This is a genomic window from uncultured Lacinutrix sp., assembly GCF_947500605.1.
GTDB lineage: Bacteria > Bacteroidota > Bacteroidia > Flavobacteriales > Flavobacteriaceae > Lacinutrix.
Genome location: NZ_CANMSJ010000005.1, coordinates 186,800 through 202,121, shown reverse-complemented (window position 1 = coordinate 202,121; position 15,322 = coordinate 186,800). Strand labels below are relative to the sequence as shown.

The 15,322-nt window shown below is 32.0% G+C and carries 13 protein-coding genes; 4 read left to right on the top strand and 9 right to left on the bottom strand.

Annotated features, from left to right (window positions below):
- The first annotated feature begins 20 nt into the window (after positions 1-20).
- Together Q0935_RS09495 and Q0935_RS09490 are read left to right on the top strand one after the other, a co-directional pair.
- Positions 21-1,424 (top strand): di-heme oxidoredictase family protein, encoded by a 1,404-nt coding sequence (locus tag Q0935_RS09495; protein WP_299385232.1) that lies wholly within the window; start codon positions 21-23, stop codon positions 1,422-1,424.
- 2 nt (positions 1,425-1,426) lie between these two features.
- Entirely contained in the window at positions 1,427-2,503 is a 1,077-nt protein-coding gene (locus tag Q0935_RS09490) for an imelysin family protein (protein ID WP_299385229.1), read from the top strand.
- Positions 2,504-2,563: 60 nt separating this feature from the next.
- On the opposite strand, the gene Q0935_RS09485 is transcribed toward Q0935_RS09490, so the two are convergent.
- The 8 genes from Q0935_RS09485 to Q0935_RS09450 all read right to left on the bottom strand — a co-directional run bounded on the left by Q0935_RS09485 (position 2,564) and on the right by Q0935_RS09450 (position 11,982).
- On the bottom strand, positions 2,564-2,812 hold the full coding sequence (locus Q0935_RS09485) for a hypothetical protein (RefSeq protein ID WP_055435337.1): 249 nt from the start codon (positions 2,810-2,812) through the stop codon (positions 2,564-2,566).
- 117 nt (positions 2,813-2,929) lie between these two features.
- Complete coding sequence (locus Q0935_RS09480) at positions 2,930-5,356, bottom strand: TonB-dependent receptor (RefSeq protein ID WP_299385224.1); 2,427 nt, start codon at positions 5,354-5,356, stop codon at positions 2,930-2,932.
- Complete coding sequence (locus Q0935_RS09475; RefSeq protein WP_299385220.1) at positions 5,337-6,701, bottom strand: HTTM domain-containing protein; 1,365 nt, start codon at positions 6,699-6,701, stop codon at positions 5,337-5,339. The genes Q0935_RS09480 and Q0935_RS09475 overlap by 20 nt, the downstream gene beginning before the upstream one ends.
- A 59-nt stretch (positions 6,702-6,760) precedes the next feature.
- A complete protein-coding gene (locus Q0935_RS09470; protein WP_299385215.1) occupies positions 6,761-7,858 on the bottom strand; it encodes an imelysin family protein in 1,098 nt (365 codons plus the stop codon).
- A gap of 85 nt (positions 7,859-7,943) precedes the next feature.
- Positions 7,944-9,152, bottom strand: coding sequence for a DUF4856 domain-containing protein (locus tag Q0935_RS09465; RefSeq protein ID WP_299385212.1), 1,209 nt, complete (start codon positions 9,150-9,152; stop codon positions 7,944-7,946).
- Between the two features lie 165 nt (positions 9,153-9,317).
- Positions 9,318-10,181 carry a hydroxymethylglutaryl-CoA lyase gene (locus Q0935_RS09460; RefSeq protein WP_299385209.1) on the bottom strand — a complete coding sequence of 288 codons (864 nt, stop codon included), beginning with the start codon at positions 10,179-10,181 and terminating at the stop codon, positions 9,318-9,320.
- Between the two features lie 139 nt (positions 10,182-10,320).
- The gene (locus Q0935_RS09455; protein WP_299385206.1) at positions 10,321-10,947 is read right to left on the bottom strand and encodes a LysE family translocator; all 627 of its coding nucleotides are present in this window, start codon (positions 10,945-10,947) and stop codon (positions 10,321-10,323) included.
- Positions 10,948-11,982 (bottom strand): quinone-dependent dihydroorotate dehydrogenase, encoded by a 1,035-nt coding sequence (locus tag Q0935_RS09450; protein ID WP_299385202.1) that lies wholly within the window; start codon positions 11,980-11,982, stop codon positions 10,948-10,950. It abuts the gene before it with no gap.
- Positions 11,983-12,122: 140 nt separating this feature from the next.
- On the opposite strand from Q0935_RS09450, the gene pepT reads away from it, so the two are divergent.
- Positions 12,123-13,361: a peptidase T gene (gene pepT / locus Q0935_RS09445; RefSeq protein ID WP_299385198.1), complete on the top strand. Its 1,239-nt coding sequence runs from the start codon at positions 12,123-12,125 to the stop codon at positions 13,359-13,361.
- 381 nt (positions 13,362-13,742) lie between these two features.
- Positions 13,743-14,060, top strand: coding sequence for a hypothetical protein (locus Q0935_RS09440; protein ID WP_299385194.1), 318 nt, complete (start codon positions 13,743-13,745; stop codon positions 14,058-14,060).
- 120 nt (positions 14,061-14,180) lie between these two features.
- Here Q0935_RS09440 and Q0935_RS09435 read toward each other — a convergent pair whose 3' ends face one another.
- Positions 14,181-15,062 carry an NAD(P)-dependent oxidoreductase gene (locus Q0935_RS09435; protein ID WP_299385189.1) on the bottom strand — a complete coding sequence of 294 codons (882 nt, stop codon included), beginning with the start codon at positions 15,060-15,062 and terminating at the stop codon, positions 14,181-14,183.
- Positions 15,063-15,322 lie beyond the last annotated feature (260 nt).

Genomic DNA, 15,322 nt, shown 5'->3' with positions numbered 1-15,322 from the left:
CTATTTAAAACAATTGCAATATGAAATACCAATTAACGCTTTTCTCTTTACTAATTTTAACCTTCTTTAATTGTAATAATGATGATTATATAGCCGTACTAGAACCTACATCTAATTATATAGAAGGAGAGGAACTCTTAACAGGTGCATTAGGTGTTAACTCTACAAGTGCTAATGCTTTTGGTTTTGAGATTGATGGTTTATCATTTCAACAATTAGCAACCTTTGCTTCTGGAAACTCATTATTTAATCAAACTTGGGTTTCCTCTCCGGCTTCTACAACTGGAAGAGATGGATTGGGTCCTACATTTAATGCGCGGGCTTGTGCTACTTGCCACTTTAAAGATGGTAGAGGATTTCCATTAATTAATGGTACAAATTCTAATGGCTTTTTAATGCGTATTAGTTTAGACGGACAAGATGCTAATGGAGATGCAATTCCTGTTCCTGGTTATGGTTTACAATTACAAGATCTTGCTAATAACGGTATTCAATACGAAACTAAAATAAATGTTAACTATCAAATTATAAATGGTACTTACGCAGATGGCAGTGAATATCAGCTTCAAAAACCAATATATACTTTTCAAGAGGAACAATTTGGTTCTTTAGCAGGTGTTAACACATCTCCTAGAGTTGCACAACAAACTATTGGTTTAGGTTTAATTTCGGCTTTGCCAGACATTGAAATTATAAAATTTGAAGATATAAATGATAGTGATAACGATGGTATTTCTGGTCGTGCCAACTTTGTTTATAATTACGAAACAAATACAACAGCTTTAGGTAAATATGGTTGGAAAGCGAATGCACCAAGTTTAAAACAACAAATAGCAGGAGCTTTTCATGGCGATATGGGATTAACCACTTCTATTTTTTCTGAACAAAATTGTCCTTCACCTCAACAAGATTGCTTTGATGCTCCAAATGGAGGGACTCCAGAAGTTACAGATAGCCAATTAGACAAAGTTATTTTTTACCAAGCGCATTTAGCAGTACCTAATCGTCGTAATTATTTAGATGAAGATGTGCAGCAAGGTAGAATGCTTTTTTCCGAACTTAATTGTATTGGATGTCATGCCATAAACCAAACAACTGGTACAGATGCTGAAAGTGAGTTTCTAGAGAATATTACTATAAAACCATATTCAGATTTTTTATTACATGATATGGGAGACGACTTAGCCGATAATAGAAACGATTTTAATGCCAATGGCAACGAATGGAGAACACAACCGCTTTGGGGAATTGGTTTAATTGAAACAGTTAATAACCATACTAACCTTTTGCATGATGGTCGCGCTAGAAATATAGAAGAAGCTATTTTATGGCATGGTGGCGAAGCCGAAACAATTAAACAAAATTTTAAAAATCTATCTGCACAAAAACGTCAACAATTAATTGATTTTGTAAACTCTTTATAATTATGATAAAAAAATCTAAAGTATTACTACTACTATTATTAATTTTTAGCTGTAATAGTGATAACAATCAAGAACAAGAAGCTACATTTAATGTTATGCAACTTTTAGACGATGTTACTAACCAACAAATATTACCTAGTGTTGATACTTTTACAGCAGAAAGCATTACTCTAAACGCTACAGTACAAACTTACTTAACTACTTATACAGAAACAGACTTAAATTTAGCAAGAAACCAATGGAGAGTAACTGCTAAAGCCTATGGTAAAATATATGCCTTTAACATTGGTGATGTTAGAGACCAGTTTATGCACTTAGCATTATACAATTGGCCAACTCTACCTAGTGCTTTAGAAAACGTTATTACAAATAATGATGCTATTACAGAAGAGTTAGTAGCTAGTTTAAGTCCGCAAATAAAAACACTGTCTGGTTTAGAGTATTTATTGTTTGGAAGCGATGCAACAACGTTAAACGCTCAGTTTATAAATTCGGTAAAAAGGCAAAACTATTTGAAATTTACTGCCATAGAGTTCGAATTTCAAGCTAAAAGATTACAAGGTATTTGGAATACGCCTGGAAATTATGCCACTGCATTCATAGATAATAACGAGACTGGTATTCGAGACTCTTTTAACAGATTGTTTAATGGTTTAAACAACCTAATCGATACTGCAAAAATAACCAAAATAGGTAAACCTGCTGGACTAGAGAACTCTCAGGCTACAAACCCAGATCAATCTCAAGCTTATTTTAGTAGTTTATCTTTAAGTATTTTAAAAGAAAATATAAATAGCGTTGAAGAGGTTTATTTTAATACAGAAGGAGTTGGAATCGATGATTACACTTATCATGTTATTAAAAACAACGATTTAAATTTAGCGATTCAAAACAAGATTAATGATGTGCAGAATGCTATTGATGCCATTCCTGTACCTTTATTCGATGCTATAACATCTCATCCCAATCAAGTAGAAACACTACATACAGAATTAGATGCACTAGGCATATTATTTAGTGTAGATGTTAGAAGTATACTATCTATAATTATTACTTCCACAGATAATGATGGAGATTAGCAACAAACAAAAAAGACCACTTAAAAAGTGGTCTTTTTTTATTTAAACTATTATTAAAAATTAAGCTTGAGCATTTTGCGGAGCCCATTGCGAACATAACATTCCTGGTGCTGCCTTTTGTGGGTTTGCACAGTTTGAAGATTCAAAACGTGCACAAGAACTACAATTGGGATCATTTTTTAAAGAAGCCTTCATTTCAAAACTGTCACAAGTATAATTATCACTTACTTTTACGGCATGTACTTTACAGACTTCGTTAGCAGTTAAACTCTGACAATTAACACAACTATTTCCTATTCTTATCGACATAATTTCTTGTTTTTAAGTTAATACTTCTTAAATATAAGAAAATCACATCTCGAAAACACTTAATACACACTGAAAATCAACAGTTTGTATTTAGACTGTTTTAAAATAAGCACGCTTTTAAAACTTAATTTCTAACGTTGTATAGAAGTTTCTATTAGCCGATGGTATAATTCCTGGTCCTGGATATCCTGTTGCTCGTCTAGTAAAATACGCTGTATCTAAAAGGTTGTTTACACCTGCTTCTAGCTTAAACTTCTTGTATTTATAAGATAGTGATACATCTAGAATATTGTAAGCAGGAATCTCTCCAATAACACCACTTAAATTACCTTCAACAGCATTTGTTGCATCTGTAAATTGAGACGACAAGTATGTATATTGAATATTAGATAAGAAGTCTTTATAACCAAATCTTATTCCTGTTTTAATGTTATAATTAGGTATAAATTCTACTTTACTACCTTCTACTCCATTCTCATCAGACTTAGTGTATTCAGAGTCTACAAAAGAGGCGTTAACAAAGTAATTAAAGATATAATCCTTGTTATTAAGGAATAAACTTTCTAAATTAAATTCCACTAAACTCTCTACTCCATATAAAACAGCATCACCAACATTGCCACGTTCGCTCTTTACACTAGTATCTGACGCTACACGTTGTACAAATCCAATTCTATCATTATAAAAAAGGCTAAAGGCACTTACATCGTAAGATATTTTATTGTTTATTTTTCCTCTAATTCCGGCATCTACAGTTAAACCGTTTTCATCATCAATATCTGGATTAATGGTAAATGCTGGATTAACAATACTAATATCTGAAAAAGTAACAGAACGGTAGTTTTGCGAAACGTTTCCGTATAACTCAAAATTAGTCCCTGGTTTATAACTTAGTCCTAAACCTAATAACACAAAAGAACGTTCTCTAGTTAATGCATCTTCATTTTTTTCATTTAAAATAACATTACCAGCAGCATCTGTATTTATTCGTCTAAAAAAACCATCACTTTGCGTGTTTATATATTCAAATCTAAATCCTGGTGTAACAGATAACTTATCGTTTAAATAGATAATGTTCTCACCAAAAACAGCAACATTTAGATTAGGATAAGTAAAGTCTGACTGATTAGTATAATTTGGAAACGTATCGTATTGAAAATCGAAATTAGCATCAGACCCATCACTTCCTGGACCTTGTTCCGATGTGTTTTCAGCTTTGTAAAACTTAGCACCAATTAAACCAATTGATTTTTTATTAAAAAGACTGTAATTGGTTAGTAATCGTGTTTCGAAACCATAGTTATTAAACTCGCCTTTTATTAAATCTCTTACACCATTAGCATCTGGTTGGTCTACACGGTTACTTCTAAAACCTAAAGCATTTCTAGACGCATTCAATCCGAAGGCATTAAAAGTAAAATTAGTATCCTCAGAGAATTTATGCGATAATTTTAAATTATACAACAACCAATCTACTTGAAACCAGTTACGTTCTCTATTACTTTGGTATGGATCTTCTTCAAATTGAGAATCGTTTAGTCCTCCACCTTGTTTTGCTAAATATCTTAAATAAGAAACCTCACCTTCTACCTTAGTTTTATCATTAAACTGATAACCTAAATGTGCAAATACATTTTTAGATTCGAAGTTAGAATTATCTCTAAATCCATCTCCCTTTTTATAATTAAAATAAGTGTAGTAACTAAACTTACCCTTAGTACCACTCGCACTAGTAAAGTTAGTATACAACCCATTGCTACCAATAGTATTTCTAGTAATTACCTCTAATGGTTTTTTAGTATTTGGTGTTTTTGTTTTAAAATTAACTAAACCTCCAAATTGTGTTCCATATTGCAAAGAAGCAGCACCTCTAACAATCTGAATTTCTTGTAAAGCTTCAGCTGGAGGAGAATAATAACTTTCTGGGTATCCTAAAACATCGGCACTAATATCGTAACCATTTTGGCGTGTATTAAAATTGGCTGTTCTATTAGGGTCTAAACCACGACCACCAATATTTAACTGCAAACCAGCATCGTCGTTTTGGTAAATATTTAAACCTGCTACTTGACTGTATAATTGTCTTGCATTATTTGTACCTAAACTCGCCATAGATTGGTCTATTAAAACCACCTCTGTCTTTTTACCAGCATAAATAGCAGTTTCTTCTACATCTTTTAAGCGTTTTAAACTAAATGCTTGTGCTTTTCTAGAGGTTAATTCTACTTCAGACAAAGTTGTTTCTGCAAAAGGCAATAAAGTTATTTTTACATTTTTATTCTCGCTAACAGTAATTGTTTGCTCAAGTACATTGTATTCGTATGTAAAAAAAGTTAAAACAATACTTTCTTCTTCTATTTCAACTTTAAAAAATCCATTAGCATCAGACTTCGCTAAAAGACCTAAGTTTTTACCGTAAACCTCAACGTCTTTAAGTTTCTCTCCTTGCTCATTTACTATTACACCTGTAATTTGCTCTTGAGCAACTGTTACAAAAGTGATTAGCAATGTTATAATTAGTAAGCTATAGTCCTTTAATTTCATCTGTAAATGGTAAAATCCAGTGTTTATGTTTAAACGATTCTTTTTCTTGGTACAAATCTACGCTTTCATCAATAAATAATTGACTTAATCTGCCGTTTAAAGCCACATAACTTTTAGCATATACCTCTACGCCTTTATGACCTTGTTTGGTAAAATGATTACCTAAATAATGTGCATATTCTAAAATAAAATCCGGTTGAAAACTCATTTGTTTTTCCTGTAAAGGCGTTAAAAAATCTGAGTTATTCACTAGAAACGAGTTGCCTTCTCCATCTTTAATTTTAAAAGTAGTGTTACCCATTTTCTCCATTAGCATTACGCGCCAAGACAAACGATAACCTTCCTCTGTCCAAAACAATTCGCCAGGATATAATAGGTACCTAAACGGAAACACCAATTGCACCACAAAAAACAATCCAAGCATTGGTAGCAATAATTTGCTGTACCGTACTTTGTAAACGGTTTTATAGTCTATATTTTTCGCTTTCGCGGAAGTAAATGCCAGTAACGACTTGATTTTGCTTATTATTTTATGATGAAATGAAGCATCGAAAAAGATTAATGCACTTACAATCATTACAAACGGAAACATCCCGATTGGAAACAGTATTCGTGTAAATACATGAAAAAAGACAACCATTATAAAGGCTACAACTCGAGTACGCTTGTATAATAAGAAAAACGGAATCAATAAATCGTACAGCATACCTGTCCAACTCATAGCATAATAAAACCATTCTTGTTGCATTAGCGTATCGCCTATAAGTGGTAAATCGTATTTAGAAGGCAACCATATTTTTAAAGGTTGCGCTTTTAGTAGCCAATCGCTATTTATCTTAGCCAATCCTGCATAAAAATAAACGATGCCTAAAAGTAGTTTTATACCATCAATAGTCCATTTCGGGATAGTTTTATAACTAATCTTTGAAGTATAATTGTCTAGTGAGAAAGTTGCATTTGCTGGTAAAAAAATCATTAAAAAGCTAAGTATGCTTATAAAGTAATAATGATTTAAATACGTGGTTTTATCCATGAACTCTATATACGTAAAGCTGATAAAAAAAGTAATAATTGCCAATCTATATTTATAACCTATAGCTACAAAAAAGGCAGACAAACCACAGATTAAAAATAGCAAATAAGTATAATCACCTAAGGTTTTAACCCATTCGAATCCGTAGTATTTAAAATGAAATTGTGGTTGAATATAAATGGTTTCAATCCATCCTTTTAACCAATAACGAATCATACCGTAACACATCATTAATCCAAAACCAATCCTGAACACAGCCAAAGGAGCTGCATCTGTAGTTTTATTTAAATATGTTTTTAGGCTAAAATTCATAATGCAAAAAAAAGGCTGATTTAAAAATCAACCTTTAATAAAATTAGTGTTCCTTAAAATTAATCTCCATCAGCATCAACATAATCTACGCTTACATTAAACGCTTGTAGCATATCTACCTTAAAAGATACTACTACTAATTGTAATGCATCGTAAGCTTCAGTCATTTTTGTGTTATCTGTTTCAACCTGCGTTTTTAAATCCGCATTTAAAACTTGTATTTTTTGTCTAGCATTATCAATTCTTGTATTAATTAATTCTGCTAAATCTGCTCTATCTAATTCAATTAAATAGTTATAAAAACCATCTCCTGTTGGAGAGGTACTTGTTGCTTTACCATTAAAGATGTTTTGCACATTATCAAGCGCTATAATAGATAAATCTCTAGAGATTGTTCCGTTATAAACAGCTTCAGCTTTATCTGCTAAAGGACCTGAAGAAAACACACCTGAAGGAATACCAAATTTATTAGCACGCAGTCCTTTTTCGTAATAGAAAATATAATCGTTTATAAATTTATTTACCGCACTAGATACTGTATTACTTGTACTGCTAATAAAAACAGCTCTGTAATTAGTTGTCCAATCTGTTAACACAGTTTGTGTTAAGCTATTCATTTGTGCAATTAAATCTGTTAAGTAAGTTGCGTAATTTGAAGTTGCATACTTATTTAATATTTCTGTATCTGTAGCAGCGATACCATGTAACATGTAATCTACGGCAGGAAAACCTACAGCATCATTATTACCTACTGCTGTTAAATCGTAAGTACCATTAGCTATATTTGCTTCAATGTCTGCAGTCGTTGTAGGATACACATTCATTTGAAAACTGTATTGTAGAACTTCGGCTTGACCGATATTAAAAGGCTCTACTAATTGCCAATCTTTATATGCATTAACAAAAGCAGCTCTTAAATTATCTAAATTAGCTTGGTTTGGTGTTGCTGTAAAAGTATCACCAACAGTAGCTAAAGTTTCTAATCCAGTTTTTAAATCTTGAAATCTTGGAATAATTATATTATCTGCCAAGTTAGTTTGCATAGCAGCTCTATTGTAATTATCTGGAGTACTATTACTACCACTACCAGAATCATCAGACCCTGAACAAGCGGCTACTAGTAACATTAAAGTAAAAATGTAAGCTAACTTTTTCATAAATATTTTTTTCTTTTTCAGTGCGCAAAAATAAGAATAGTAGACGTTTATAACAAACGTCTACTATTTTAAAACTTATAAGTTATTAACTACCAGCTTGTGCTGTAGTAAAACTAAACTCTGCAGAAATTGTATCTGAGATTGTATCTAATGTTGCTGGTGTAATATCCCAGAAACCATTTCCTGTCATTAACTCGTCTGTTAATAATAGTACTTCGTCTTTTGTTAAGTAAGGCTCTGTAGTACCAGGCTTTCTTGTAAACTGTAAGCTATAAATAAAACCGTAAGCTTCAGATAATGCATGAAATGCTGATGCCATATCTGTACCTAACTTAGCTTTACCTTGTTGTAAATAGTAAACGCCTCTTACAGCAATAACTTGAGAAATTTTAGCTCTAATAATTTCAGCTTGAGCATCACGTACATCGTAATCTTTAGCTACAATTGCAGCACGACCTAATTTAAAAGCATTGAAAACATCTAAAGCAATACCAGAAAAATCATCATCTCCATCTACTTTTGCTAAGTATTCGCTTAAAAACTTATCTGCTTCTAATAAAGGAACAGCAGGATTGTCTTCGTTACCATATAAGTAACCGTAAGCCTCATCCCATTTGTGCTCCATAGTTGTGTAATTATTATCACCATCTAAAACATCTGCATTGTTATTTGCAACGTTATCTCCTGCATCTAAAACAGCAGTACTTAAGTAGTTGTTTAAGATTTGATCTACCATTAAAGCTCCAATTAAACTTTTAGCAAATGCTTGGTTATACTCTAAACCTTTTCCGTTTACATAACGTATAGAGCCTCCTCCAGCTTGTTGTATTTGTCCTGCAACACCAGAAGTTGCTGTAGTTGCCCAGTTAGGGAATACTGTATTTACTTGGTCTTCTATGTATAAATCGAATGTTGATTTAATAACGTTAGCATCTGTAGTATTAGCTGCAAAATAATCTGTTGATGCTGCTACTTTACTTCTTACACTTTTATCTGAAGCATTAAGATCTGCATCTGTAAAATCGTTAGCGTTTTCAACGTGAGCAAACATATTATCTAAAGCTAATTCTGTATTAGCAGTATTAACTAATCCAGAAACAATTTCTTGAGCCATTTGGATACGTGTTGTTTGTCCTCCAAAACTAACTGTACTTGCTGCACCTCTTTCAAACACATAAGTATCTGGAGCTGTTACGTTGTTTGTTACTACAGGTGTTCCTCCATCGTCGTCACTATCACAAGATGTGAAACCTAATGTTGCTAAAGTTGCTAATCCTAATACGAATTTCTTCATTTTAATTTGTTTATTGTTATTTAGACTAATTACAAATAGACTTGTAATTCGACTTCAAAAATAAAAATGAAAAGTAATTTACGCAAGTTTATTTAGACTAAATTTAAATAAAAAACGAAATAAATTATAACCAACTATTAAACAGCTAGTTATAACTATTGTTTTTTAATGATATTTAGTAAAAATCTTTGTTGCTTCATTATAAGAGCTCTCAAAAGACATTGCATTTAAGTTAGAAGCTTTCTTTGTAGTAAGATAAGACAGTACTTTTTCTGTAGGCATATTACCCGTAAGATCGTCCTTTGCCATTGGGCAACCACCAAAACCTTGAATGGCTCCATCGAATCTTTTACATCCTGCATTGTAAGCTGCATCTACTTTCTCGAACCATGTAGTTGGCGTAGTATGTAAATGTGCACCAAATTCTATATTTTTATATGCTGGAATTAAATTAGAAAATAAATAGTCGATATTTTCTGGATCTGAAGTACCAACAGTATCACTCAAACTCAAAATCTTAACACCCATTTTACTTAAGCGCTCTGTCCACTCTCCTACAATTTCTACACTCCATGGATCTCCATAAGGATTCCCAAAGCCCATAGAAATATAAACCACGACCTCTTTATTTACTTGGTCTGCACGGTTTAAAATCTCTTGTAATGTTACTACAGATTGTGCTATAGTTTTATGCGTGTTACGCATTTGAAAATTCTCTGATATGGAAAACGGATAACCTAAATAATCTATTTCTGGGTGTTTACAAGCATCTTCGGCACCACGAGTATTAGCTATAATAGCTAGTAGTTTACTCGTTGTTTTACTTAAATCTAATTGAGATAACACCTCTCGTGTATCTACCATTTGCGGTATTGCTTTTGGTGACACAAAGCTTCCAAAGTCGATAGTATCGAAACCTACGCGAAGTAAAGATTGAATGTATTGCACCTTCTTTTCCGTGGGAATAAAAGCTTTTATGCCTTGCATGGCATCTCTTGGACATTCTATAACTTTAACGTGGTCTTTCATATTAAATTCAAAGATAAAAAAGATTAGTCGTTTACAAATCTTTATTCTTTATAGATTATGGTAAAATTAATGCACCTAAAAACCCAAACCAAATGGCAAAGCCTAAACTAGTGATTATTAACTCTTAAATTATATGACTCTATTTTTCTGAAAACAAAATAAAAACTGCGATACCTACAAACACAACAATTTGCAACCATTTTAAAACAACGCCTATGTTTTTATGAGATTTTAAATACGTAGAAATTGAACCAGCCAAAATTGCTATTATTGAGAATATTATAAATGAAGTTGCCATAAACAACAAGCCTAAAACGTAAAACTGTTTTACAGAACTTATGGTTTCGGAATATAAAAAACCTGGAAAAAAAGCTAAAAAGAAAATTGAAACTTTTGGATTAAGTACATTCATAATTACACCTTGCTTAAACAATTGCAACATGCTTTTTTTAGGTACAGCATCACTGTTTAAATCCACTTTCGCATCACTTCTATAGACCTTATAAGCCAAGTATAATAAATAGCCAGCTCCTAAGCATTTAATAGCAAAAAATAAAGTATCATTTTCTTTAATAATAGCAGACACTCCAAAGGCGACTAAAGTGGTATGAAACAAGCAGCCAAAAATTAACCCACAAACAGTTGCTAGACCATATTTTGTTCCGTTTACAATACTTTGCATTAAAACATAAATATTGTCTGGTCCTGGCGATAATGATAATACCGAAGTGGCTACTATAAACGCTATAAGTGTATCGTAATTCACTTAAAAATCTTTTAAGATTGCCTTATTTATTTTTTTAATAAGCGAAGGACCTTCGTATATAAAACCTGTATAAATTTGCACTAAGTCTGCTCCTGCTTCAATTTTTGCTAAGGCATCTTCTGCAGAGTGTATACCTCCTACTCCAATAATTGGAAAGGATTTTTTACTCTTATCAGATAAATACTTAATAACCTGTGTAGACTTTTCTAAAACAGGCTGCCCACTTAATCCTCCGTTTCCTATTTCGGCAAGTCTTTCTTCCGACGCTTTTAAACCCGATCTATCGTTAGAGGTATTACTTGCAATTACACCATCTAGGTTTGTTTCGGCAACCAACTCTATAATTTCGTCAAGCTGTCCGTTATTTAAATCTGGAGCAATTTTTAAAAGTATTGGTCTTTGCTTATCAAATGTTTTATTTGCTGTTTGTACAGCACCAATTAGTTCTAACAAATAATCTTTATCATTTAACTTTGCATGACTGCCAACATTTGGGCAGCTTACATTAAGTACAAAATAATCGACATAAGGATGTAAAGCGTTAAAACACTCTAGGTAATCTTTAGTATAATCTTCTGGTTTTGTTTGTGTGTTTTTACCAATGTTTCCTCCAATAATTAGCTTGCCTTTATTCTTTTTAAGTTGTGTTATGGCAGCTTGGAGTCCTTCATTATTAAAACCCATTCTATTAATAATCCCTTTATCGTCTTTAAGTCTAAACAAACGCTTTTTAGGGTTCCCAGCTTGTCCTTTTGGTGTTACAGTTCCTATTTCTATAAAACCGAAACCAAAGTTTGCTAATTCGTTATACAACACCGCATTTTTATCGAAACCTGCTGCTAATCCTACTGGATTTTTAAAGGTTAAACCGAAAAGCTTACGCTCTAGCTTAGCATCTTCAATAAGAAATAAACTTCTATATAAAGCTGCTACTCCAGGAATTTTTGAAGTGAATTTTACTAATGAAAAAGTGAAATAATGAATTTTTTCGGGATCGAAAAGAAAGAATAATGGCCTTAGTAGTAATTTGTACATCTAATAATGTTTATACAAAAATACTTCTAAAAAAAAAGATGAACAATTCAAAAGCCAAAAAACTTAATAATTGTAACTTTGAAACTCTAAAGAGTTATTAAGTTCACTCACTCGAATTCATAAAATAAAACATTGATAAAATGATTTCAAAACAAGATATAATAAAGCGCTTTGTAGGTTATGTAACTGTTGATACAGAATCTGATCCAGAAAGCGACACAACGCCAAGTACAGCAAAACAATGGGATTTAGCAAATATATTAGTAGATGAGTTAAAGGCTATTGGTATGAGCGATGTTACTATAGATGAGAACGCTTATATTATGGCAACTTTACCTAGTAATGTAGATCACGACACACCAACTATTGGTTTTATTTCGCATTTTGATACGACTCCAGATTTTACTGGTGCTAACGTAAAACCTCAAATTATTGAGAGCTACGATGGTAAAGACATTATGCTTAACGAAGCAGAAAACATTGTATTATCTCCAGATTATTTCGACGATTTATTATTATATAAAGGTCAGACCTTAATTACAACAGATGGTACAACACTTTTAGGAGCAGATGATAAAGCTGGAATTACAGAGATTATTTCTGCTATGGAATATCTTATTGCTAATCCGCAAATAAAACATGGTGACGTTAAAGTTGGTTTTACACCAGACGAAGAAATTGGTCGTGGTGCACATAAATTTGATGTAAAGAAATTTGGTGCAGATTGGGCTTACACAATGGATGGTAGCCAAATTGGAGAACTTGAATACGAAAACTTTAATGCTGCAGGAGCAGTAGTTACCGTAAAAGGTAAAATAGTGCATCCTGGTTATGCAAAAGGTAAAATGGTAAACTCTATGTACATTGCTACAGAGTTTATAAACTCTTTACCACGTATGGAAACACCAGAACATACAGAAGGATACCAAGGTTTCTTTCACCTATACTCTATAAAAGGAGAAGTTGAAGATACTAAACTAGAGTATATTATACGTGATCATGATCTTGGACATTTTGAAGCTAGAAAAGAAGTCATGCTAAAGTTAACTAACGAGTTAAACGCACAATACGGAAGAGAAGTTATTGAAATTGAGATTAAAGATCAATATTTTAATATGAAAGAAAAAGTGGAGCCTGTAATGCATATTGTAGATATTGCCGAAGAAGCAATGAAACAAGTAGGTATTACACCATTAATTAAAGCCATTCGTGGTGGTACAGATGGTTCTCAATTAAGTTATATGGGCTTACCTTGCCCTAACATTTTTGCAGGTGGACATAATTTCCATGGACGCTACGAGTACGTACCTGTAGAAAGTATGATTAAAGCTACCGAAGTTATTTGCAAAATTTGTGAGCTTACTGCAGAGCAGAAATAAACAGTATTTTATTACTATAAATTTAACAGCCAAAACATATTTTGTTTTGGCTGTTTTGCTTTTTACAAACTTGACTTTGCAAAAAAAATACGCTAACTTCGTTTAACGTATGATATAAAACATTGAAACGATTTTATATCAACGAAACATTAAACGAAACTTCAAAAAAACTAAAAAATCAATATCCTGAATAAACGTTTTTAAAAACAAACCATATTCTCTCTAATTTAAGTATAACAGCCAAAACCTATTTTGTTTTGGCTGTTTTCATTTTTACTAACTTGACTTTTTAATATTAATAATCGAACTTCGTTTGATGTTTGGTATAGAATATTAAAACAATTTTATAGCGACTAAACATTATCAACAGTTTTAAATGAAATGAATAAATTAGATTATAGTATTTCATTAAGAAAGAAAGGTTTTGGATCTAACGAAATAAAAAAAAGATTAAAAGAGGAAGGTTTAGAAGAATCTCAAATTCAGTATTATTTAAAAAAATCTGATGAAATATTTTTAAATCAGTTAATTAATAATAAATCTGAATCTAGCGGAAAAACAGTAAAAGGAATAAAAATGATAGCTTTAGTACTTAGCCTATTACTTTTATTTGCAATGTTTTTTGGCTACGCAAGAATAGGTCTATTAGGATTATTTGTTATATGGAGTTTAATAGGATATAGCTCGTTCAGGAAATAAAAAAGGAGAATAAAAAACAAAAAACACCCAATATAATTTATACAAAAAAGCCAAAACATATATTGTTTTGGCTTTTTTACTTTTTATAAATTTAATTTTTTAATATAAATTCACGTACTACTATTTCTTTAAATCTGTGAAATAATCGAAGATTTCAGGAACATTTAAACTACCCATATCTGCACCTAAAGCAGCTTTAAGGTTTCCAGAAGTTGCTTCGGCAATTGTAGAAGTTGTACCAAGGTCATTCATCATCTGTACAAAATAACCTAAATCTTTATTAGCATTCGCTATAGAGAAACCTAAATCACTTACATTATCTACTGCATAGTTTTTACAGAATTTCATGAATGGTGAATTTGATGGTCCTGATGACATAATATCAAAAAGTTGTTGTCCATCTACACCAGCAAGTTTAGCCGCAGCAAAAGCTTGAGACATAGCAACCACAGTTGTCATACCCATAAAGTTATTAATCAGTTTAGTTGTATGTCCAGCACCAAGAGCACCTAGGTAAAATACGTTCTCTCCTTGTTCGTCAAGAACTGGTTTTACTTTCGCGAAAATATCTTTATCTCCTGCAGCCATAATGTTAAGTAAACCGTCTTTTGCATGAGCAGGTGTACGCCCAAGTGGAGCATCAATCATACCTGCACCTTTTGCAGCAAGGTCTTTCCCTATTTTAATAGTAGATGCTGGAATAGATGTTCCAAAATCAATTAAAACAGAACCTTCCTTAATACCTGCAAGAACACCGTCTTCACCGTAAACAATCTTTTCTACAACCGCTGAAGTAGTAAGGCAAAACATTACAATATCACTCTTTTGAGCTAATTCTTTTGGAGAAGATGCTTCAGTAGCATTACCGCGAGCGATAACTTTTGCAACTTCATCTTTATTAAGATCCATTACTGTTAATTCGAATCCTCTCTTTTGAAGATTTTCAACCATGTTTCCGCCCATAAGGCCAAGTCCGATAAATCCTATAGTTGGTTTTTTCATAAATAATGTATAATTTTTGCCGCAAAGATATGCATCTGTTAGCTAAAATATCTTGCTCAGCTCATAAAAGCGAAATCCATAAAATTTGACTATAAAAATTTTAATTTTGTGAAAATAATTATAAAAAAATATGAAATAATAATTTTTGCTAACTAAAAAAATCAATTCAATTTTCTCAACAGAGAAAACACTTCTCCATAACATTAAATAAAATTATTTAAACGAGAGTTACACACAAAAATCTTAATGTAATATTTGTA